19 protein-coding genes are annotated in these 21,844 nt (G+C 33.9%); 8 read left to right on the forward strand and 11 right to left on the reverse strand.

Annotated features, from left to right (window positions below; all coding sequences use genetic code 11):
• Positions 1-9 precede the first annotated feature (9 nt).
• Together AC2H4K_RS09140 and mutY are read right to left on the reverse strand one after the other, a co-directional pair.
• Positions 10-459: a single-stranded DNA-binding protein gene (locus AC2H4K_RS09140; protein ID WP_281139203.1), complete on the reverse strand. Its 450-nt coding sequence runs from the start codon at positions 457-459 to the stop codon at positions 10-12.
• Positions 460-537: 78 nt separating this feature from the next.
• Complete coding sequence (gene mutY, locus AC2H4K_RS09145; RefSeq protein WP_281139202.1) at positions 538-1,578, reverse strand: A/G-specific adenine glycosylase; 1,041 nt, start codon at positions 1,576-1,578, stop codon at positions 538-540.
• A gap of 136 nt (positions 1,579-1,714) precedes the next feature.
• Here mutY and AC2H4K_RS09150 point away from each other — a divergent pair, with 136 nt between their 5' ends.
• The gene (locus tag AC2H4K_RS09150) at positions 1,715-2,005 is read left to right on the forward strand and encodes an HU family DNA-binding protein (protein WP_155088089.1); all 291 of its coding nucleotides are present in this window, start codon (positions 1,715-1,717) and stop codon (positions 2,003-2,005) included.
• 317 nt (positions 2,006-2,322) lie between these two features.
• A complete protein-coding gene (locus tag AC2H4K_RS09155; protein WP_281139201.1) occupies positions 2,323-3,864 on the forward strand; it encodes an Rne/Rng family ribonuclease in 1,542 nt (513 codons plus the stop codon).
• A gap of 65 nt (positions 3,865-3,929) precedes the next feature.
• On the opposite strand, the gene AC2H4K_RS09160 is transcribed toward AC2H4K_RS09155, so the two are convergent.
• From AC2H4K_RS09160 to ald, 3 genes are all read right to left on the reverse strand, one after another.
• Positions 3,930-4,646 (reverse strand): Bax inhibitor-1/YccA family protein, encoded by a 717-nt coding sequence (locus AC2H4K_RS09160; RefSeq protein WP_281139200.1) that lies wholly within the window; start codon positions 4,644-4,646, stop codon positions 3,930-3,932.
• 106 nt (positions 4,647-4,752) lie between these two features.
• The gene (locus tag AC2H4K_RS09165) at positions 4,753-5,448 is read right to left on the reverse strand and encodes a zinc metallopeptidase (RefSeq protein ID WP_281139199.1); all 696 of its coding nucleotides are present in this window, start codon (positions 5,446-5,448) and stop codon (positions 4,753-4,755) included.
• 88 nt (positions 5,449-5,536) lie between these two features.
• Positions 5,537-6,637: an alanine dehydrogenase gene (ald, locus tag AC2H4K_RS09170; protein WP_281139198.1), complete on the reverse strand. Its 1,101-nt coding sequence runs from the start codon at positions 6,635-6,637 to the stop codon at positions 5,537-5,539.
• A 375-nt stretch (positions 6,638-7,012) separates the two neighbouring features.
• On the opposite strand from ald, the gene AC2H4K_RS09175 reads away from it, so the two are divergent.
• Positions 7,013-7,303 (forward strand): GIY-YIG nuclease family protein, encoded by a 291-nt coding sequence (locus tag AC2H4K_RS09175; protein WP_281139197.1) that lies wholly within the window; start codon positions 7,013-7,015, stop codon positions 7,301-7,303.
• Positions 7,304-7,487: 184 nt separating this feature from the next.
• Here AC2H4K_RS09175 and AC2H4K_RS09180 read toward each other — a convergent pair whose 3' ends face one another.
• Positions 7,488-7,847 carry a hypothetical protein gene (locus tag AC2H4K_RS09180; protein WP_281139196.1) on the reverse strand — a complete coding sequence of 120 codons (360 nt, stop codon included), beginning with the start codon at positions 7,845-7,847 and terminating at the stop codon, positions 7,488-7,490.
• A gap of 13 nt (positions 7,848-7,860) precedes the next feature.
• Positions 7,861-10,860: a leucine--tRNA ligase gene (locus tag AC2H4K_RS09185; RefSeq protein ID WP_281139195.1), complete on the reverse strand. Its 3,000-nt coding sequence runs from the start codon at positions 10,858-10,860 to the stop codon at positions 7,861-7,863.
• Positions 10,861-10,987: 127 nt separating this feature from the next.
• Here AC2H4K_RS09185 and AC2H4K_RS09190 point away from each other — a divergent pair, with 127 nt between their 5' ends.
• Together AC2H4K_RS09190 and AC2H4K_RS09195 are read left to right on the forward strand one after the other, a co-directional pair.
• The gene (locus AC2H4K_RS09190; RefSeq protein ID WP_281139194.1) at positions 10,988-11,866 is read left to right on the forward strand and encodes a cell division protein FtsX; all 879 of its coding nucleotides are present in this window, start codon (positions 10,988-10,990) and stop codon (positions 11,864-11,866) included.
• Positions 11,867-11,933: 67 nt separating this feature from the next.
• On the forward strand, positions 11,934-12,188 hold the full coding sequence (locus AC2H4K_RS09195) for a DUF3098 domain-containing protein (protein ID WP_281139193.1): 255 nt from the start codon (positions 11,934-11,936) through the stop codon (positions 12,186-12,188).
• Between the two features lie 4 nt (positions 12,189-12,192).
• On the opposite strand, the gene AC2H4K_RS09200 is transcribed toward AC2H4K_RS09195, so the two are convergent.
• The 4 genes from AC2H4K_RS09200 to AC2H4K_RS09215 form a co-directional block, all read right to left on the reverse strand.
• Entirely contained in the window at positions 12,193-13,317 is a 1,125-nt protein-coding gene (locus AC2H4K_RS09200) for a glycerate kinase (RefSeq protein WP_493742348.1), read from the reverse strand.
• 3 nt (positions 13,318-13,320) lie between these two features.
• Complete coding sequence (locus tag AC2H4K_RS09205; RefSeq protein WP_493742349.1) at positions 13,321-15,027, reverse strand: sodium:solute symporter family transporter; 1,707 nt, start codon at positions 15,025-15,027, stop codon at positions 13,321-13,323.
• Between the two features lie 22 nt (positions 15,028-15,049).
• A complete protein-coding gene (locus AC2H4K_RS09210) occupies positions 15,050-16,360 on the reverse strand; it encodes an MGH1-like glycoside hydrolase domain-containing protein (RefSeq protein WP_281139190.1) in 1,311 nt (436 codons plus the stop codon).
• Positions 16,361-16,444: 84 nt separating this feature from the next.
• Complete coding sequence (locus AC2H4K_RS09215) at positions 16,445-19,111, reverse strand: TonB-dependent receptor (protein ID WP_281139189.1); 2,667 nt, start codon at positions 19,109-19,111, stop codon at positions 16,445-16,447.
• Positions 19,112-19,231: 120 nt separating this feature from the next.
• Here AC2H4K_RS09215 and AC2H4K_RS09220 point away from each other — a divergent pair, with 120 nt between their 5' ends.
• The 3 genes from AC2H4K_RS09220 to truB are packed head-to-tail and all read left to right on the forward strand — an operon-like array spanning position 19,232 to position 21,799.
• Positions 19,232-20,254 (forward strand): LacI family DNA-binding transcriptional regulator, encoded by a 1,023-nt coding sequence (locus AC2H4K_RS09220; protein ID WP_281139188.1) that lies wholly within the window; start codon positions 19,232-19,234, stop codon positions 20,252-20,254.
• Positions 20,255-20,308: 54 nt separating this feature from the next.
• Entirely contained in the window at positions 20,309-21,100 is a 792-nt protein-coding gene (gene uppP, locus AC2H4K_RS09225; RefSeq protein WP_281139187.1) for an undecaprenyl-diphosphatase UppP, read from the forward strand.
• Positions 21,101-21,799 carry a tRNA pseudouridine(55) synthase TruB gene (truB, locus tag AC2H4K_RS09230; RefSeq protein WP_281139186.1) on the forward strand — a complete coding sequence of 233 codons (699 nt, stop codon included), beginning with the start codon at positions 21,101-21,103 and terminating at the stop codon, positions 21,797-21,799.
• Positions 21,800-21,844 lie beyond the last annotated feature (45 nt).

Raw genomic sequence — 21,844 nt, forward strand, 5'->3', positions numbered from 1 at the left:
TTAAATTAATTAGAATGGCAAATCGTCATCTTCGTTGTCTGGCATATTAATAGCAGCAGAAGGCTGTTGAGGTTGAGCCATACTTTGCGAAGGGTTAGACTGCGGATTATTTTGCTGTTCGTTTTTGTTACTCAAAAAAGTAAAGTCTGTACATTGTATTTCTGTAGAATAACGCTCCATACCTTTGTCGTCTGTCCATTTTCTCGTTTTTATTCTACCTTCAATATAGACTTTATCGCCTTTGGTTAAGTATTTTTCACAAATTTCAGCAGCTTTATTTCTTACAACAATATTGTGCCACTCTGTGTTAGATACACGTTCGTTGGTTTGTTTGTTTGTATAGGTTTCATTTGTTGCCAATGGAAAACGACCAACACAATTCTTATCATCAAAATAATGCATTTTTACTTCATCACCCAAATGCCCAATTAGCATCACTTTATTCAATGTTCCCGACATAGTTATATTTTTTGTAAAATTAGTGTTTTTGAAAGTACTCCATTAAAAGTAATAAAAAAAATATGATTTCTTTAAGACTCAAAACTTGAACGCTTCAATGAATTCACTAATGAGAACAGGTGTTGGGTATTTCGTTATGTCTTTTATAGGAATAGCATTATCAGGTAGGTTTGCCATTTCAAGAATCCAAAATTTAGTGTGCAGATGTTGATGAGACAATTTATGAACCTTATCCATATCATTATATAGTGAGTAATCCACAACACTACTTTTTAACTGAACAGATTTTAAGTCTAAAAGATGAAATTCTTCAGCAGCTAAACTTTTTTTAGATTCTATAAGAGGAAATTGATAAAGATTTTGCCAAATACCTTTATTCGTTCGTTTTTCGAATAAGACATTTTTATCATTATCCAAACACACCAAAAAATTGAAATATTTAGTGGTAACTTTAGTTTTTTTCAATTTCACAGGAAGCTGGTCCACCATGTTTTTTTGAAGTGCAATACAGCTATCACTCAAAGGACATGTATCACAATCAGGATTCTTAGGTTTACACTGTAATGCGCCAAACTCCATAATAGCTTGGTTGTAGATAGCGGGTTCGTCCTTGTTAATTAATGAAACGGCTAGTTTTTTAAATTCCTTAATACCATTAGTAGAGTTTATAGGAGTTTCAATACCAAAATATCGAGAAAGTACACGGTACACATTGCCATCTACAACAGCAGCAGGTTCATTATAAGCAATTGAAGCAATAGCACTAGCGGTATAATCACCTACACCTTTTAATTTCAAAAGATCCTTATAGTTGTCTGGAAATTCACCTTTCAAATTAAAAGCAATATGTTTAGAAGCAGTATGAAGGTTTCTGGCTCTAGAATAATAACCCAAGCCTTGCCATAGTTTTAAGACGGCTTCTTCTGTAGCATTTGCTAGGTCAAAAACGGTTGGATATTGTTTAACAAATGCTTCATAATAAGGTAATCCTTGCTTTACTTGCGTTTGTTGTAAAATTATTTCTGATAGCCAAATATGATATGGATTCTGCGTTTCTCTCCACGGTAAATCACGCTTATTATTTGAATACCAGAAGGTTAAAATCTTGTTAAAATTCATGTAGCTTTTTAATGGTGCGACAAAATTAAAAGTTTATCATGTTAAATTTTAATTAATTAGGGTTGAAATATTGAAATTAAATTACCTATATTTGCAACCCTTAAGAATTTTATAGTAACCCCTAAAACTAGTAACAATGACAAAAGCCGATTTGGTAGCAAAAATATCTGACAAGTTAGGTATTGAAAAAGGAGATGTTCAAGCAACAGTAGAAACTTTCATGGAAGAAGTAAAATCTTCTTTAGAAGGTGGAGACAATGTTTATTTAAGAGGTTTTGGAAGCTTTATTATTAAAACTAGAGCTGAAAAAACTGGTCGTAACATCTCAAAAAATACTACCATCAAGATTCCAGCTCACAACATCCCAGCTTTTAAACCAGCTAAAGTATTTTTAGAAGGTGTAAAAACTAATGTTGAAGTGAACTAAAACATTAAAACAAAATATTAATTAAAAGCATTATTTATTATGCCAAGTGGTAAAAAAAGAAAAAGACACAAGGTAGCGACGCATAAGCGTAAAAAACGTAGACGCGCTAATCGTCACAAAAAGAAATAAGCTGAAAAAAAGTAGTTTAAGGACTACTTTTTTCAGTTTTAAACGTTCTTTGATATAGAAATTTAGAAAACATTTAATAGAGTGTTTCTAAGTTTGCTGGAAATCCCGATTACTCTCGGGAAACCTGTGTCAAAATAATTTAGTAATATCCATCTAACTCAATGAAGAGCTAGATATAAATTAACATTATGAACAAAGAATTAATCGTAAGATCGAGTTCAGATATTGTTGATTTTGCCTTATTAAAAGATGGAAAACTTATTGAATTACATAAAGATGAAGAAGATAACAATTTTGAGGTAGGTGATATTTTTATCGCTAAAATTCGCAAAGTTGTTTCTGGTCTTAATGCTGCATTTGTTAATGTAGGATACGAAAAAGATGGTTTTTTACACTATCATGATCTTGGACCACAATTACCTTCACTTTTAAAATTCATTAAGCGTGTAAGCACAGGAAAATTAAGAGATTATACGCTCAAGAACTTTCCTATGGAAAAGGATCTAGATAAGCACGGCAGTATAGCTAATGCTATCAAATCCAACCAGTCAATACTAGTACAAGTAGTAAAAGAACCTATTTCCACTAAAGGGCCTCGCATTAGTTCAGAATTGTCTATTGCAGGTAGGTACATTGTCTTGGTGCCTTTTTCTAACAGAATTTCTATTTCTCAGAAAATTGAATCGCAGGAAGAAAAAGACCGTTTAAAAAGACTTGTAAAGAGTATAACACCAAAAGGATTTGGAGTTATTATTCGTACTGTGGCCGAAGGGAAAAAAGTTGCTGAGCTAGATTCTGATTTACAAAATTTGCTGGATAGATGGACAGCAATGTGTAAAAAGTTGTACAAAGCGCACCATCCTACAAAAGTTTTGGGTGAAATGAACAAAGCCTCTTCTATTCTAAGAGATATTTTTAATGATTCATTTTCTGCCATTGTTGTAGATGACGAAGAATTGTACATCCAAGTAAAAGATTACGTGCAACAAATTGCACCGAAAAAAGAGTCTATAGTTAAGTACTATAAAAATGGAGTCCCTATTTTTGAAAAATTTGGTATCGAACGCCAAATTAAAACGTCATTCGGACGAACCGTTTCTATGGCAAAAGGAGCTTACCTTGTTATAGAACACACCGAAGCACTCCATGTTATAGATGTTAACAGTGGTAACCGCTCTAATAAAGAGAAAAACCAAGAAGACACTGCTTTAGAAGTAAATTTAATTTCTGCTACAGAAATTGCTCGCCAATTACGTTTACGTGATATGGGAGGCATTATTGTAGTCGATTTTATTGATATGGGCAAAGCAGAAAACAGAAGAAAACTTTACAATCATCTTCGTGACGAAATGAAAGATGATAAAGCAAAGCATAAGATATTGCCGCCGAGTAAGTTTGGTTTAGTGCAAATAACCAGACAGCGCGTTAGGCCAGAACGCAATATTAAAACAAAAGAAGAAAATCCTAATTTGGTAGGTGAAGAAATTGAAGCTCCAATTAAAGTAGTAGAGCGCATCAAACAAGACCTCGAAAGGATTTTTAAAAGAGACTATAAAAAGGTAACCTTAAATGCACATCCTTTTATAGCAGCCTTTTTAACTAAAGGTGTTCCATCAATCCGTTCAAAATGGTTTTTTGAACACAAAAAATGGGTAAAAGTTTTACCTAGAGATGCTTACACATATCTTGAATATCATTTTTATGACAAAGATGGTAACAAAATCAAATAATATCTATTAGAAAAGCCCAACTGAAATTTCAGTTGGGCTTTTTTTATTTGTAAGTTTTAAAAGTGTTAATCTCTAGACATAAAGATTCTTAGAATATACCAGAATAGTAACATAAGTGCAGCAAATAGACCTAAAGCAGCTGGCACATATTGGTCTTCAGAGTACTTATTAACTAGGTTAGAGGTTTGATATAATATACTTCCTCCTGCCAATAAACACATTGCTACAGAAAACCATAAACCAAGATTAAAACCGAATAATGTTCCAGCAATAATAAGCCCTATTGCTATAAAGAAACCAATGGTTAATCCAGTTTTTAAGAATGAAAAGTCTTTTTTAGTTAGTAATACAGCAGCAGAGAGTCCTGTAAATAAAGCTAAAGTCACTATGGCTGCTTGGTTCAATATTTCTGGTCCAGAATCCATATAAAATGCAGCTATTGCAATCATAGGAACGAAAATTAAAGCTTCAAAAAATATGTAAATACCATAGGCTAAATATTGCATATTTCTATCTGTGGTTTTTAGAGCCATGCCTTCAGCATAATTTGTAGCTAACATAAAACCTCCTAATAATAATAGCCATTTGTAGCCTTCGGTCATAGAGAACATAAACTCTACAACAGTATCACTTTGTAATAATAAATATTCGAAAAGAATAAAGACTAAGACTCCACCAGCAACATGTGCATAGGTTTTTCTATAAAAGGCAGCACGATCTACTTCAGATAGGCTACTTACCATAACACGTTCTGGTAATTGATTTGGCATTTGATTTTCCATAAATGATTGGTTTTGTTTATTGCAATGTAAGTATTTATTTACTAGACTAATAAAAAAAGCCCTGATTTCTCAGAGCTTTTGATTTTTTGTTTAAAATATGTTCTTTTTAATCTCTTCCGCCAAACACTTGAAGTGCCCAGTATAATAAAGAAGCTAAAGCACCAATTGCTGCTACCAGATAAGTTCTTGCTGCCCATTTTAAAGCATCTTCAGAACCTTTGTATTCTTCTGGTGTTACAATGTTTTTTGCTTTAAGCCAAGCTAAAGCTCTGTTACTAGCGTCATATTCTACAGGAAGTGTTATAAAGCTAAATAGTGTTGCAAATGCCATAAAGACTAAACCTGCAACGGCAATCCAGTAACCCAATCCAACTCCTGCAGCAGCTCCAAGAATTAGTCCACCAATCACTAGCCATTGAGACATACCTGAAGTCACGCTTACTATAGGTACCAACGCTGATCGCATGCCTAAAGCGCTATAAGCTTGTGCATGTTGTACAGCATGGCCACATTCATGAGCAGCAACAGCTGCAGCTGCAGCGTTACGCTGATTGTAAACAGCTTCACTTAAATTTACTGTTTTGTTTTTTGGGTTGTAATGATCTGTAAGTTGACCAGGTGTTGAAATCACTTCAACATCATAAATACCATTATCTGCTAACATTTTTTCAGCAATCTCACGACCACTCATACCGTTGCGCAATTGCACTTTGGAATATTTAGCAAACTTTCGTTTTAATTGATTACTTACTAACCAACTTACCAGTGCTATCGCACCAATCAATATATAATATCCTAACATAATTTCTAATTTTAACTATTGTAAATTTACTAAATGAATAGCAAAGAGTAAGCCAAATTTGAGTTAAGAAATTTTGTCAGTCTGGTTATTACATAGCATCAACAGACCAGTTGAAAGCTTCAGCAATTTCTTCATAAACAATTTTTCCTTTAACGACATTAAGACCTTTTTCAAGAGTAGAATCTTTTTTACATGCTTTTTCCCAACCTTCATTAGCCAATCGGATGACGTAAGGTAAAGTAACATTGGTTAATGCTAATGTAGACGTATAAGGTACTGCTCCAGGCATATTAGCTACACAATAATGTACAACATCATCAATGATATATGTTGGATCTTCATGCGTTGTTGGTTTTGTAGTTTCTACACAGCCTCCTTGGTCTACTGCAACGTCAACAATAACGGTTCCAGGTCGCATTTCCTTTAACATGTCTCTGGTAATTAAATTAGGAGCTTTGGCACCTTTGAGAAGTACACCACCAACAATTAAATCGTGATCTTTTATGCGTTTTCTAATATTATATTCACTTGAAAATTCAGTAACAACATGGTTAGGCATAACATCATTGACATAACGTAATTGTTTCATGTTTATATCCATGATGGTTACATGCGCACCAAGACCAGCTGCCATTTTAGCGGCTTGAATACCAACAACACCTGCTCCTAAAACCAAAACACGTCCAGGAGGTACACCAGGAACTCCGCCTAATAAAACACCACGACCTTTAATTGGTTTTTCAAGGTATTTAGCACCTTGCTGAATAGCCATACGTCCTGCAACTTCAGACATCGGAGTTAATAATGGTAATGAGCCATCTTTGTCCTCAACGGTTTCGTAAGCAATACATACCGCCTTGCTTTTTAGCATAGCCTTGGTTAAGGTTTCGCTAGAAGCAAAGTGAAAATAAGTAAATACGACATGATGCGGTTTAATTAGTGGGTACTCTTCAGCAATAGGCTCTTTTACTTTTACAATCATCTCTGAAGACGCATAAACTTCTTCAATTGTATCTAAGACAATAGCACCAACATCAATGTAATCTAAATCAAAAAAGCCGCTTCCAAAGCCGGCTTCTTTTTGCACATAAACGGTATGACCGTTTTTTATAAGTTCGTAAACTCCGGCTGGTGTCATACCAACGCGGTTTTCGTTGTTTTTAATTTCTTTTGGAACTCCGATTTTCATATCAAGTAGATTTTGAGATTAACAGCTATGTGAAGTACTATTAAAAAATTAAGCTATGCAAATTTCGATATGAAGCTGAAGTCATTTTTTCGGAATTATTATTATGGAAAGCTTTTTTTGAAAAAAACTCAATAAAATGCTCATTTTTAGAAAAATACGTTATTAGACTAATGTCTTATTGCTTCGATGAAGTGAATAGTTATAAATAGCATTTTGGTTCTCGATACAAAATCGCTTATGGCGATTTCACTCGAACTGACGTGAACCGAAAATATCCAGTACGTCACATCGAGTGTTTTGTGAAGCATGAACAAAATGTATCGAGATGCTAAACAGTATTAAGACCTAGTATGCTAAGAAATCTTATATTTAAAAATGAAATTATCGTATGTCTACATTCTTAAGTGCTCTGATAACAGCTATTATATTGGTATTACTTCTAATCTAGAACAAAGAATAGTGGAACATCGTCTAGTTAGATATGTAGAGAGTTACACATATTCTAGAAGGCCTATTGAGCTGGTTTTTTATTCTGAATTTACGGATATCAATCTTGCTATTCAAACAGAAAAGCAAATTAAAAAATGGTCGAGAGCTAAAAAAGAAGCTTTAATTAGTAATGAGTTTGAAAAACTACAAAATCTAGCTAAAAAGAAGTTTAAATAAGTTCTCGATACAAAATCGCTTATGGCGATTTCACTCGAACTGACGTAAACCGAAAACATTTAGCACGTCACATCGTATGTTTTGAGAGGTACGAGCATAATGTATCGAGATGTAATATGTTCTATAGCATCTAAGATTTAAGCTCAAATTGTAATAAGTCAGTTTTTAAAAATTAATAAAACACTTACTCTATTGCCAAAGACACCAAAATAACGGTATCTTCAAAAAACTCAACTAATAACTGATCTTCTTGCTGTTCATTAAAACTTGGTGCTCTTCCAATGTTGTAGAGGATAATGTCTCTCTTGTTTTGTAGTATTGAATTTGGCTCTCCTAAAATTTCTAGAACTTCGAATTTTGATTTTCCTAATAACACATGAGATTCAATAAGATCATCAATCATTTTGTGTCTTGAAGTTGGATTAGCTTTCCAGTCTTCTGCTGAGAAACGCTTTTCAAATTGAAAGATGAGGGATATACTAATAATAAAGGCTAAAAAGAAAATTAAACCAATGGTGTTTTTTCTATTTAGCCTTAATTTCATTAGAAGTAATTTTCTATCCTACTATATTTACAATCTTACCAGGTACCACAATGACCTTTTTAGGAGTACGACCTTGTAATTGTTCTTGTGTTTTATCGTGAGCTAAAACTGTTTTTTCAATCTCGTCTTTACTCATATCTAATGGTAATTCTAGCGTAAAACGCATTTTGCCATTAAAAGAAATAGGGTAATCTTTAGAACTTTCTACCAAATGCTTTTCTTCAAATTTAGGGAATGAAGCTGTAGAAATAGATGCTGTATGTCCTAGTTGTTCCCATAATTCTTCAGCGATATGTGGAGCATAAGGTGAAATTAAAACTAATAACGGTTCTAAGATTTCTTTGCTTGTACACTTTTGTGCTGTAAGCTCGTTAACCGCAATCATAAATGTCGATACAGACGTATTGAACGAGAAATTCTCGATGTCTTCCTCCACCTTTTTAATGGTTTTATGGAGGGTTTTAAGAGAAGCCCCATCTAACTTCCCCGAAGGGGGAGAACTCTCACTCGTGACGTAAAATGTTCCATTTTCTCCTTGGTGGAATAATCTCCACAGCTTCTTTAAAAACCCGTGAACACCAGTAATACCAGCTGTGTTCCAAGGTTTGTATTGCTCTAATGGACCAAGGAACATTTCGTAAAGACGTAAACTGTCTGCTCCGTATTCTTTACAAATGTTATCTGGATTAACAACGTTGAACCAACGTTTTGACATTTTTTCAACCTCTCTTCCTACTATATATTTACCGTCTTCTAATATGAATTCAGCATCTTTAAATTGTGGTTGCCAAGCTCTTAATCTATCTAAATCAACTTCATCAGATGAATTAACAATATTAACATCAATTCTTATTGGTGCAATTTGTACTTCTGAGATCTCAACATCTGAATCTATTGATAGATCTCTTTTAAGATACTTAATAAGTTCTTTTAAAAGTGGATTATTATCATTTTTATGAACCCTTTTGTAGCTAGACCCTTCTCTTAAACTTTCTATAATGCTTAATGATACATAAACGTTAGACCCTACCTCTAATTGTAAAGTACCATTGTGGTTTGTACCAGAATAGTGTAATCTGTAGGCAATTGCACTAGTCCCAAGTATCATTCCTTGGTTAATCAGTTTTTTTGCAAATTCATCAACAGGTACTAAACCTTTATCGAACATAAATTTTTGCCAAAAACGTGAGTAGAGTAGGTGACCAGTAGCATGTTCACTTCCACCAATATACAAGTCTACTTGTTGCCAATAATTCACCGCTTCTTGAGAAAAAATAGCTTCATCATTATGCGGATCCATATAGCGGTTAAAGTATTGCGAACTTCCTGCCCAACCTGGCATAGTGTTTAACTCTAGTGGAAAAACCGTTTTGCTATCAATCTTATCATTATCTACAACGGCATTAGTTGCGGTATCCCAAGCCCATGTTGTAGCATTTCCTAATGGTGGTTCTCCAGTTTCGGTTGGTAGATATTTTTCAACTTCAGGAAGGGTTAATGGCAAATGCTTGGCATCAATCATTTGTGGCATGCCATCTTTGTAATATACAGGGAATGGTTCGCCCCAATAACGCTGACGACTAAATACAGCATCGCGCAATCTATAGTTGGTTTTGCCTTCACCTTGCCCAATTTGTTCCAATTCAAAAATGGCGCGCTTGGTGGCTTTTTTATAGTTCATGCCATTAAGGAAATCACTATTGGCAATTTTTACGTTGTCTTTTGATGCGTACGCTTCTTCAGCAATATCTACACCTTCAAAAATATTTGGAATAGCAATATCAAAATGCTTGGCAAAATCATAGTCGCGTTGGTCTCCACAAGGTACAGCCATTACAGCACCAGTACCATAGCTTGCCAATACATAGTCTCCAATCCAAATTGGAATTGGTTCTTTAGTAAATGGGTGCTCAGCATAAGCTCCTGTAAACACACCAGAAATGGTTTTTACATCTGCCATACGGTCGCGCTCACTACGTTTTGCTGTAGCTTCAACATACGCGTTAACAGCTTCTTTTTGTTCTGGGGTTGTAATTTTTGATACCAAATCGTGCTCCGGTGCTAAAGTCATAAAACTAACTCCAAAAATGGTATCAGGACGTGTGGTGAATACTTCGATAGTTTCATCATGATTATTCACATTGAAAGTCACTGACGCACCAACCGATTTTCCAATCCAGTTACGTTGGCTTTCTTTTAGTGAATCTGTCCAATCTATAGTTTCTAACCCTTGAAGTAAACGTTCCGCATAAGCAGTAATACGCATACTCCATTGTGTCATTTTCTTTCTTATTACAGGATGACCTCCACGCTCAGAAACACCATTTACAATTTCATCATTGGCTAAAACGGTTCCTAAAGCAGGACACCAATTCACTTCGGTTTCTGCCAAATAAGTCAATCTGTATTTTAAAAGGATATCTTGTTTTTCAACTTCTGAAAAGTCTTGCCATTCTGCAGCAGAGAAGTTTGGTGTGTCTTCATCGCAAGCAGCATTTACATTGGTATTACCTTCAGTTTCAAAAATCTTGATAAGATCAGCAATATCATCTGCTTTATTAGACTCATTATTATACCAAGAGTTGAACAGTTGAATGAAAATCCACTGTGTCCACTTGTAATATTTAGGATCTGAGGTACGGACTTCGCGAGACCAATCGAATGAAAATCCGATTTGGTCTAACTGACGACGGTAGGTTGTTATATTTTCTTCAGTGGTAATGCGTGGGTGCTGACCCGTTTGTATCGCATACTGTTCTGCAGGCAAACCAAAAGAGTCATAGCCTTGAGGATGCAATACGTTAAACCCTTTATGACGCTTGTAACGTGCATAAATATCGCTGGCAATGTAACCTAACGGATGCCCAACATGCAAACCAGCTCCACTTGGGTAAGGAAACATATCTAGTACGTAGTACTTTGGTTTGTCCGAGTTGTTTTCGGCTTTAAATGTTTGGTTTTTTGCCCAGTGATCTTGCCACTTTTTTTCTATGTCGTTGAAATTGTATTTCATCAGTTTTAGTTCCTTGTAATAAAGGCACAAATTTAGTGGTATTACAACAGAATTAAAAACTAAACGTTGTAATGTTCAACTAAAGAAATTTCTTTATTATTTTTACATCTTAAATCCGAATTAATCCATGGCATCATCTTTTGATAAGTACCAAAAGCGAAAATTAATATCTTCATATGTATCTGTAGTTATCAGTATTGCATTGGTCTTGTTTCTTTTGGGATGTTTGGGCTTGTTGGTTATCAATTCTAAAAAAGTAGCTGATCATTTTAGAGAGCAAGTGGTAATGACGATTTACCTGAATGATACGGCCAAGGATGTTGAAGTCAATCAGTTAAAGAAAAGCTTGGCTATGGCTGAGTATACCAAAGAAGCTGAATATGTTTCTAAGGAAGCAGCCGCCGAACTTATGAAAGCTGAAACAGGTGAGGATTTTATGGATTTTGTAGGCTATAATCCGTTGAAGAATTCCATTGATGTGTACTTAAAGGCCGATTACGTAACGACTGAAAAACTTACTGAAATTACCGAGAGTCTTTCTAACAAAAGCTTTATTGAAGAAATACGATACGATAACGATTTGGTAGAATTGATGAATGATAACGTGAAAAAAATCACAGTTTGGGTTCTTATTATAAGTGCTGTATTTACGTTGATTGCAGTATTGCTGATTAACAGTTCTATACGTTTAGCCGTATATTCTAAACGATTTATCATTAAAACCATGCAAATGGTTGGTGCAACAAAGAGTTTTATCCGCAGACCATTTGTTTGGAAAAGTGTTCAATTAGGAATTATTGGTGCTATTGTTGCTTTAATTGGTATGGGAATAGTATTGTATTATTTGGATATAACATTCCCAGAATTAGAATTGCTCAGAAACATGGTGTTAATCGTGGTGCTCTTTGTTGGGATATTCCTTTTAGGAATCGTCATCACTTGGATTAGTACCTTTATCGCGACGCAACGTTTCTTGAATTTGAAAACGGATCAGTTGTATTATTAAATTTAGATTCTCTTAACGCAGAACTTTTAAATAAAACTGTTACTTTGCAATAACAAACTAAACTAGTATGGGCGAACAAAAACGTAAAGAAGCTACAAAGTCTGATTTTATCTTCGGGAAAAAGAACTACAAATTTATGCTGATAGGTTTAGCGATTATTATACTTGGTTTTATTTTAATGTCTGGTGGTGGTAGTGACGATCCTAATGTTTGGAATCCTGATGTTTTTAGTTGGAGACGTATTCGATTGGCACCAACACTTGTGCTTATTGGTTTTGGTATTGAAGTTTATGCTATTCTTTTAAATCCGAATAAAAAATAATAAGTTACCTTTTCGTTTTAGTTGCAAAATCTTTGGCAATTTCGGATAAATATTGCTTTGTGTTTGTTAAGGCATCTTCAAGATTTCTTGCTCTATCGATAACTGATGCACTGTAATCGATTCCCATATTAAGAAGCTCTTTAGGGCTTAAATCTACGCTACCACAAAATGTTGCCACTTTAATCCCTTTTGGTTTTACAGATTTTAAAATACCATCTATTGCTTTTCCTGAAAGTGTTTGGCTATCTAGTTTGCCTTCGCCAGTAATAATCCAATCTGCGTTGTCTATTTTTGTGTTAAAATTAGCTATTTGCTTTACTAATTCTATTCCAGGTGATAGTGTTCCGTTTAAAAAAGTAACGCAACCTGCACCCATTCCGCCAGCTGCTCCTGCTCCAGCAATGTCTTGAACATTTGTATTGAAATGAGCATCTAAAACTTTTGAAAAACTTTGAAGACCTTGATCTAAATATTCAATATCACTTTTTGAAGCACCTTTTTGTTTTGCGTAGACATGTGCCGCACCATTTGTACCGAAAAGCGGATTAGTGACATCGCATGCTATTTGTATGCTAACTGATTTTAATTGTGAATCTACATGCGTATCATCAATAGATTTAATATTAATTAGCTCGCTACCAATTGGCTTCACTTGGTTAGTAGTTTCATCTAAAAAACGGTAACCTAAAGCGGTTGCCATACCAATTCCGCAATCGTTTGTAGCACTTCCGCCAATTCCTAAAATGATATGTTTTGCGCCTTTATTAATCGCATCGAGAATTAATTGTCCGGTACCAAAGGTTGTGGTATTCATACAATTTTGCTCTTCTTGTTTTAAAAGCTTTAAACCTGATGCTTCAGCCATTTCTATAAAAGCTGTTTTAGACTCTTCGGCATATAGATAGGTTGCCTTTATCTTATTAAATAACGGATTATTAACTTCAACTTGTATTGTGTATCCGTTAAGGTAATAATTAACAACTTCAATAGTACCATCACCTCCATCTGCTAATGGTACGTTAATGACTTCTGCATTGACGGTTTGCTTTAAAATTGGTGCTACGATGTTACAAAACTCTAAGCCTGTTAATGAGCCTTTATACTTGTCTGGTGCTAATACAATTTTCATTTTTTAGCTTAAAATGTTAGGTAAAAATGAACTTATTATAAGTATAAAAACAAAGAATGAAATTAGTATAATACTTTCCTTTTTAAATAGGTCTTTAAAGCTAACTTTATAGTCCATCTCTATTTGTTTTGCAGGTACTTTATGGGTTAATTTACTCACTAAAATGGCAACTAAAATTGCTATTATAAATCCTGTAAGATTGTACCAAATCCAAAAAATATCTGGCACATTATTATATCCTAAATCTGCTAATACTAAATGAATAGAATCTTGACCCGAATAAAACTGACCTTGTGTAAAAAAGTAGACTAACTCTGGTAAATATTTAAAAATAAGGTTTACTGCTACCGATGTTATAATAGCAGCATTCATACCAATATGATTAACTTTTTTTAAGAATATTGCAATAACAAAAGCGGCTAATATTGGCCCATAAAACAAGGATGTAATAGCATTAATAAGCTCGATAACTGTGCTTTGGCTATTACCAAAAAGATATGCTGCAAGTATACAAACTACACCCCAAAAAACAACAAGTCCTTTAGACAACACCATATAGCGTTTTTCGGACAGCTTGTTTTTTCCGCTATTAAAAAAATCTTCGATAGTTACAGCACTTAACGAATTAATGGTAGAACTTAACGAAGACATTGCTGCGGATAAGATACCAACCATTAAAATACCGATTAGTCCGTTTGGCAAATATTTGGTAATAAATACAGGCATCATTAAATCTGGTTTTATACCAGAAGCTGCATATTCTGCAGGATAATGCACACGCGTTGTTTCTTGTATGCTTTGGTAAAACTCTGGAATATTACTAACTAAATAGCCAATAATTAATCCCATAATACAGTATACCAATACTACAGGAAATCTTAGCAAACCGTTAGCCATTAAAAGTTTTCTAATTGTACCTTCATCTTTTGCAGATAACAAACGTTGTGCTTGGGTTTGGTCTGTACCGTAGTACGATAAATACAAAAACAAACCACCTAAAAGCATTGGCCAAAAACCATATTCTTCACCTTGGAAAATTCCTAAATTAGACAGGTCTATCACCTGTAATCTTTCGGTATTAAAACCTGTAAATGTTCCGGTATTTTTCATTAAGGAATAACCAACAATAAGGCAAATTATTAATCCTGAAAACAGAATTATCATTTGTATTGCGTCGCCCCAAACAACAGCTTTCATACCACCTTGATACGAATAGATAAGTGTTACAATACTTATAATAATTAATGTCCAATGGAAACTTATACCTACTACAGCTTGTATAATTAACGCCATAGTAAATACCATTACACCTGTTCCTAAAGCTCTACTAATTTGAAAAACAACACTAATTAATTTTCGAGTAGATTTAGAAAATCGACACTCTAAATACTCATAAATACTAACAATACCAGATTTGTATAAAGGTGGAATTATGAAAAACATTATGCCAATCATTGCTAAAGGAACACCAAACTCAAAAGTTAACCATTTTAAACCACCGTCTGCTTTTAAGCCTACAAAGGCAGGTGCTGATATAAAGCTTATAGCAGATAATTGGGTCGCCATAGTTGATAAGCTAAGTGGGAACCAACCTAAACTCTTTCCTCCAAGAAAATAATCTTTAGAATCTTTATTTTCTTTAAAGAAATAACCCATAGCTATAAACCCTATGAGATAAACAATTATAATTGTATAATCTAACCAATTCATTAAGGCAATTTATTTAGCGTTCTTAATCTTTTAATAAATCTAGCAACAAAGCTGCACTCCAAGAAAAATTGTTGCCACCATAACCAGCATTTTCTGTAATAGATTTTCTTGCATCAAAATACTCATAAAAACCATAGCGTTTTATAAGCGTAATAGAATCTTCTTTTACGGTCTCTGCTAAATTTTTGTATTTGTAGTTGTTTAAGCCTTTGTAGAGAAGCCAATTTAAGTTGATCCAGATTGGTCCTCTCCAATATTTTTTAGGATTAAATCTATCGCTATCAGGATCAAAAGAAGAGCAAAGGAATTTATCGTTTCCTTTAAATTTGTTGGTTAAGTTTTTCATTAATCTTTCAGCTCTAGCATTATCTGGTATTTGAGCAAAAAGTGGTGTGAATGAAGATGATGATAAAAATTCAATTTGTTTTTCGTTTCTTAAATCGTAATGTACATAACCACCTAATTTTTCATTATAAAGTTTCTCATTAAATCTAGTTATTGCTTTTTCTTGCCATGCTTTTAAAATGTCGATTTTTTCTTTAGAATCTCCTATAATTTCATATAATTCTATTAAAGCTGCATTAGATTTAATAAGTATTGCGTTAAATAAAGGATCTTGGACTAGAAAAGGTGATAACTCAGTAATCTTAGCATCATCGTAATTATATTCTTTGGCAATCTCTATAAGGTTTAGGTAGTAATCATATTCTCTGTTTGTTGGTCTCTGTGCAGCATCTACATGAGTGGTATCCATTCTTTCAAATGTGTAATTAGGAGGGGTAAAAGTATCCCAAATATCATCCCAAATAGGTGAGTTGTCGGTACCCGATTCCCAGTTATGATAAATATAAACTAAGCCTTCTTTGTTTGGGTCTCTGTGAGTATAAAAATGCGCATGGTTATGAAAAACTTTGTCAATATTGTGTTTTATAAAGCTTATCATATCTGCTTTATCCTCAACGATGTCGTAGATCTCCTTTAATACAAACCCTAAAACAGGAGGTTGCGTCATACCAGTTGTCTTATGGGTTTTTGAAGCTAGTGGATGTAAACTGGATTGATGAAAGTCTGCTCCAGGGAAATAGGTGTCGCTATCGTTATGAAAAACAATGTGAGGTAGAAATCCATTTTCCCATTGTGCACTTAATAGCGCTTCTATTTCTCGTTTTGCTTTATTTACATCATAGTGCGCGTAGCCTATAGCTATAAAACCAGAATCCCAGTTCCATTGAAAAGGATATAAACCTTCGCAAGGAATGGTAAATCCTTTATCTTCATTAAAGTTTGCATTAAGCACTTTTTTTGCTTGTTCTTTTAAATCTTTTTGTGTCATAATTATGGTAGAAGTGAAAATTGTATATAAAGAAAGCATTGACACTAATGAGAGGTCAATGCTTTCAGAATCAATCAATCAATCTTAAAAATTAAATGTAGTGGTTAAGAAAAATCTTCGTGGTAAAATAGGGCGCCCATAAAAGAAATCTCCATCGGCAGATTGCCCTGCAATACCTGCTCTAGGATTTCCTTCGGTAAGCCCAATGCTATCAAATAAGTTAAATACAGAGAAACCAACTCTTAAGCTATTATTCCCTTTTGTTTCAAAAGTATAGCCAGCACCTAATCTTGCTATAGTTATAGCATCTAATTCTACATTGTTAGTATCGTCAGTAAACTTTGCTCCTGTATGGTTAAGAGAAAACAGTGCATCAAGTTTTTGGTTATCATAATTTAATCCAAAGGATCCTAAAAAGTTTGGTTGTCTTCCGATTTCATTTCCTTCGTTAATCGTTGTAATGCCACCATTTACTAAATCTTCTGTTTGGTTGGTAGTAATTTCATGATTTTGATAAGTTAGCGTTGCAGATGCAGAGAGTGCATTTGTAAATCTGTAGTTTGCTGTAGCTTCTAAACCTAAAGTTTTTGTAGATTGTTCGCTACGACCTTGATCTACTAACTCGCCGTTTACTATTGCTTGATCTATACGAATACGATCACTTAGACCTACATAGTATGCCGCAACAGAACCAGAGAATTTAGACGTACCAAACTTAGCACCTAACTCACCTTGTATAATAGTTTCTGCATCATAATTAGTATTTCTAATTCCTGGTGTTGGTGCAAAACCACGTTGCTGAGGAAAAAAGAAGCCTCTAGAAAAGTTGGCATATAAGTTTGTGGATTCTGTTAATTCATATAGACCTGCTAAGGATAAAGCCCAGTCCGTTGCTTCAATTTCACCAGTTGTATAAGTACCATCTGTAAATCTTACATTTTGCAAGTCACTAGTTAATTCGGTATCTGTATACACTTGGCTCTCTACCAAATTACCTTTTCTAAATGTCCCTTTAGTTGATTCGATTCTTAGACCTACATCAAAGCGCCATTTATCAAATACCATTTCATCTGTAATATAAAATGCTGTTCTGCTTTGCTCTAAAAAGTTATTGGCTGTCATACCAATTCTATTGTATAAACCGCCTTGAGAATAAATTACATTAGCACCTCCTGCATCAGTATAACTTAAGTTTACTAAACGAGGGTTGTTATTGAATTCCGAAAGTACTCTGTATTGGTAGTTAACATCTTCAGCTTCAGTACGTGCTAAAAATGTACCTACAGTATAGGTATGTATACCATTGTCTGAGTTTAAAATAAGATTTGCCTCACCAGAATAATCTGTCATTGGTCTTAATCTGTCGATATGTAAGTTTTCAATTACCATATCATTACCATTTATTTGAGCACCAGAACCACCTTGGTAATTAGCTATGTAATTAGTGTTTTCTGGAGCAACCGCTTCTACATAGTCTGATAATGCAATTGGGTTTCCATAATTTCCGTTTCCACCAACATAAAGTGCAAAATTGTGCTTATAGTTAGCATATTTTACCTTTGATTTGAATTTTAAATTGTCATCTAAATTGTAATTAAAGTCAGCCAATAAGTAACCACCTTTAGTATAAACTCCATCACCAATAGGACTTTCGTAAACGCCACCTGGTGTTAAAAATGAAGTATTAGCAAGCTCACCAGATAATAATGATTCTACATCATCACCATCGTTCCCAGCAAGTCTATCTCTAGAGCCACCTTGTAATGGTAAAGGCATAAAGAATTGTGCTCTATCATTTATAAATTGACCGTGAATTGTAAGTGAACCATTTTCAAATTTTTGTTTAATATTTGCTCTTAATTGAAACCCACGAGTGTCTAAGCCAGTATCAATAGGACCTTCATCTTTTCTTAAAAAACCAGTAATTGCGTAATAAGTGTTTGAGTCTTCACTACCGAGTTGTCCTCCTGAATAAAACTCTGTTTTCAATCTACCGTCGGTACCATATTCTAAGTTTAGGACATTTTCATCATTAGTGTCACCAGTTTTACTTGTGTAGTTAATTATACCTGCAACAGAACCAGCGCCATATAAAACAGCAGCGCCACCTCTTACAAATTCTACACCTTTAAACCCAATATCTGGTCTTGCATATACATCGTGAGCAGAAGAATTAAGACCAAACGTGCTCATTAATGGCATGCCATCGTACTGTAAAGGGTTAAATACATACTGACCGCCAGAAGGTAATCCTCTTACAAAAAGGTTTGTAGCAGTTTCTCCACCACCACCTTCGGCTGTGATACCAGGTATGCTTCTTAATACATCAGCTTGACTGTTAGCAGAGAGCTTAGTTATATCCTTCTGCTTAAGGGAGCTAATAGACATAGGCGTGTCTTTTTGTGATCTAAAGGTAGATGATGCTGTTAGTACCACTGTGTCTAAAGTGTTGCCACCTTCTTTAAGAACCACATTAATAGTAACGATTTCATCATTACAATTAATTTTTTCTTCAAAAGTTTCAAAACCGATGTACGAAACAATAAGTGTTTGTTCTCCGGTTAAACTAGTGTTGAAACTAAAATTTCCATCAAAATCAGTTACAGCTCCCGATGTACTGCCTTTAATGATAACGTTAGCACCAATAATTGGCATATTGGATGCATCTGTAATTTTACCTTTGATTTCTGTTTGCGAAAAAACGGCAAATGCACAGAAAAAAAGTGCATAAGTGAGTAGTGATTTTTTCATTGATTATATATTTTTGTTTTTATTTCGGTAAAAATATTGTTAAATCTTTAATATTAAGATGAAAAAAATATAGAATATTCACTCAAACGTTTGCGGAAACGATTGCATAAATTTTTAATTTTGAAAAAAAGAATTATAACTTTAAAGGAGATAGCAAAAAAATTAAACCTGTCTATTTCTACGGTTTCTAGAGCACTAAATAACCATCCAGATATAAGTGAGGAGACAAAAAAAAAGGTCAATGATTTAGCTACGTCTCTTAATTATATTCCCAATATTTTTGCTAAAGGCTTCAGATCTCATAAGAGTAATATTATAGGCGTTATTGTGCCCAACATAACACATTACTTTACTACTACACTTATAAGAGGTATTATTGAGGAGGCCTCACTGCAAGGGTATAGGGTTATTGTATCTGAGTCTAATAATGATGTAAACAAGCAAACAGAAATGCTTAACACAATGCTGCAATTTGGGGTAGATGGTGTACTAATGTCTATTTCAAAGATGACAAGAGACGTAGACGATATACTTAAAGTACTAAACACAATACCTTTAATTCTTTTTGATAAAGCTTCTAATAAAATTCCTTGCACTCAAGTGGTTATTAATGAAGAAGAAGCCGCATATAATGTGGTTGAACATTTAATAAATACAGGCAAGAAAAGAATAGCTATAATTAAAGAATCTGAATATTCTTATAATTCAGAGAAGAGATATGAAGGATATTTACGAGCTCTAAAAGAAAATAGCATTGAAATTGACGATAAGATTATTTTAAGTGTAGATGACATATCTATGCGTCAAGGTAAAAGAATGACAAATGTATTATTGACTTTAAAAGAAAAGCCAGATGCAATTTTTGCAATAACAGATACGGCAGCAATTGGTGTTATAAAAACCTTAAAAAAAATAAATATAAAAATCCCTGAAGATATTGCAGTAGTGGGTTTTAGTAACTCTCTAAACTCATTAATAATAGAGCCTAAACTAACTACAGTAGACCAGCCAGGACAGAAAATAGGGTCAACAGCAGTAAAATATTTGATAGAGGAAATTAATAATCCTAACGAAATTCAGGTAAACAAAACTATAGAGATTAAAACCAACTTAATTATTAGAGATTCGAGCTTTAAAATATAACATTCATTTTAGTTACTTTTGTTCACTTTCAATAACTATAAGTTATTTTATCTCATGGAAACTATAGATGCAATTGTTTTAGGAATTATACAAGGCCTAACTGAGTTTTTACCTGTGTCATCAAGTGGTCATTTAGAATTGGGAAAAGCAATTCTTGGTGATAATTCCCTTCCAAAAGAAAGTCTTTTATTTACCGTTGTGCTACACTTTGCAACTGCATTAAGTACTATTGTAATTTTTAGAAAAGATATTCTCGAAATCATAAAAGATGTTCTAAAATTCCAATGGAACGAAAATCTTCAATTTGTAGTTAAGATTATTGTTTCTATGATACCTGCAGCAATTGTGGGTGTATTTTTTGAAGAACAACTAGAACAGCTATTTGGAGGTAATATTGTGTTGGTCGGTTTTATGCTTATCATCACTGCCATTCTACTATTTTTAGCTGATAAAGCTAAGGACACCAATAAAAAAGTATCATATAAAAATGCTTTTGTTATTGGTATTGCTCAAGCGATTGCTATGTTACCAGGTATTTCGAGATCTGGTGCTACAATCTCAACTTCAGTGTTATTGGGTAATGATAAATCGAAAGCTGCTAGGTTCTCATTTTTAATGGTTGTTCCACTAATCTTCGGTAAAATTGCTAAAGATATTTTAGGAGGTGAGCTAACCTATGATAGTGCTAATTTTTCAACCTTGGGTATTGGTTTTATTGCCGCTTTTGTATCTGGTTTGTTTGCTTGTACTTGGATGATAAAACTCGTAAAACAAAGCAAATTATCTTACTTTGCTATCTATTGTATTTTGGTAGGAATTACTGCTGTAATTTGGTCATTTCTATAAATGAAAACACTCGAAGATTATAAAGAAGGCCAAGTTTTGCTTATAGACAAACCATTGCATTGGACATCTTTTCAGGCAGTTAATAAACTACGTTGGGAAATCCGTCAAGCTTTCAACATTAAAAAAATAAAAGTGGGTCATGCAGGTACTTTAGATCCTTTAGCAACAGGTCTTTTAGTAATTTGTACTGGTAAAATGACCAAACAAATCAATACGTTTCAAGGTCAGGAAAAAGAATACACAGGAACATTTGTTTTAGGTAGTACCACACCATCGTATGATTTAGAAACTGAAATCGATAATACCTATCCTACAGGTCATATTACCGAGACGCTTATTCACGATACTACAAAGCAATTTATAGGTAAGATAGAACAATTTCCACCAGTGTTTTCAGCCATAAAAAAAGATGGTAAACGCCTTTACGAATTTGCTAGAGCAGGAGAGGAGGTTGAGATAAAGTCTAGACAAGTTGAAATCACTGAGTTTGAAATTACCCAAATAAGTAATCTTGAACTTCAATTTAGAGTGGTTTGTAGTAAAGGAACTTACATTCGTTCTTTAGCTCACGATTTTGGAAAAGCGTTAAATTCTGGTGCACATTTATCAGAATTGAGACGAACCAGAATAGGTGATTTTACAGTTGAAAATGCCCTAACACCAGAAGAATTTATAAAGAATCTTCCCGAAAAACTGTGATTTAACAACGGTTTAAGAGGGTCTTTTAATCTATTTCCTTATTAT

Source organism: Winogradskyella sp. 266wxhm, from assembly GCF_058964685.1.

What these genes read in the sequence shown, in the direction of transcription:
- AC2H4K_RS09180 (WP_281139196.1), bottom strand. Translation starts at nt 7,847, where the DNA reads ATGAAATTAAGGCTAAATAGAAAAAACACCATTGGTTTAATTTTCTTT.
- AC2H4K_RS09195 (WP_281139193.1), top strand. Translation starts at nt 11,934, where the DNA reads ATGGGCGAACAAAAACGTAAAGAAGCTACAAAGTCTGATTTTATCTTC.
- uppP (WP_281139187.1), top strand. Translation starts at nt 20,309, where the DNA reads ATGGAAACTATAGATGCAATTGTTTTAGGAATTATACAAGGCCTAACT.
- mutY (WP_281139202.1), bottom strand. Translation starts at nt 1,578, where the DNA reads ATGAATTTTAACAAGATTTTAACCTTCTGGTATTCAAATAATAAGCGT.
- AC2H4K_RS09165 (WP_281139199.1), bottom strand. Translation starts at nt 5,448, where the DNA reads ATGTTAGGATATTATATATTGATTGGTGCGATAGCACTGGTAAGTTGG.
- AC2H4K_RS09210 (WP_281139190.1), bottom strand. Translation starts at nt 16,360, where the DNA reads ATGACACAAAAAGATTTAAAAGAACAAGCAAAAAAAGTGCTTAATGCA.
- AC2H4K_RS09190 (WP_281139194.1), top strand. Translation starts at nt 10,988, where the DNA reads ATGGCATCATCTTTTGATAAGTACCAAAAGCGAAAATTAATATCTTCA.
- AC2H4K_RS09185 (WP_281139195.1), bottom strand. Translation starts at nt 10,860, where the DNA reads ATGAAATACAATTTCAACGACATAGAAAAAAAGTGGCAAGATCACTGG.
- AC2H4K_RS09140 (WP_281139203.1), bottom strand. Translation starts at nt 459, where the DNA reads ATGTCGGGAACATTGAATAAAGTGATGCTAATTGGGCATTTGGGTGAT.
- AC2H4K_RS09175 (WP_281139197.1), top strand. Translation starts at nt 7,013, where the DNA reads ATGAAATTATCGTATGTCTACATTCTTAAGTGCTCTGATAACAGCTAT.
- AC2H4K_RS09150 (WP_155088089.1), top strand. Translation starts at nt 1,715, where the DNA reads ATGACAAAAGCCGATTTGGTAGCAAAAATATCTGACAAGTTAGGTATT.
- truB (WP_281139186.1), top strand. Translation starts at nt 21,101, where the DNA reads ATGAAAACACTCGAAGATTATAAAGAAGGCCAAGTTTTGCTTATAGAC.
- ald (WP_281139198.1), bottom strand. Translation starts at nt 6,637, where the DNA reads ATGAAAATCGGAGTTCCAAAAGAAATTAAAAACAACGAAAACCGCGTT.
- AC2H4K_RS09205 (WP_493742349.1), bottom strand. Translation starts at nt 15,027, where the DNA reads ATGAATTGGTTAGATTATACAATTATAATTGTTTATCTCATAGGGTTT.
- AC2H4K_RS09215 (WP_281139189.1), bottom strand. Translation starts at nt 19,111, where the DNA reads ATGAAAAAATCACTACTCACTTATGCACTTTTTTTCTGTGCATTTGCC.
- AC2H4K_RS09155 (WP_281139201.1), top strand. Translation starts at nt 2,323, where the DNA reads ATGAACAAAGAATTAATCGTAAGATCGAGTTCAGATATTGTTGATTTT.
- AC2H4K_RS09200 (WP_493742348.1), bottom strand. Translation starts at nt 13,317, where the DNA reads ATGAAAATTGTATTAGCACCAGACAAGTATAAAGGCTCATTAACAGGC.
- AC2H4K_RS09160 (WP_281139200.1), bottom strand. Translation starts at nt 4,646, where the DNA reads ATGGAAAATCAAATGCCAAATCAATTACCAGAACGTGTTATGGTAAGT.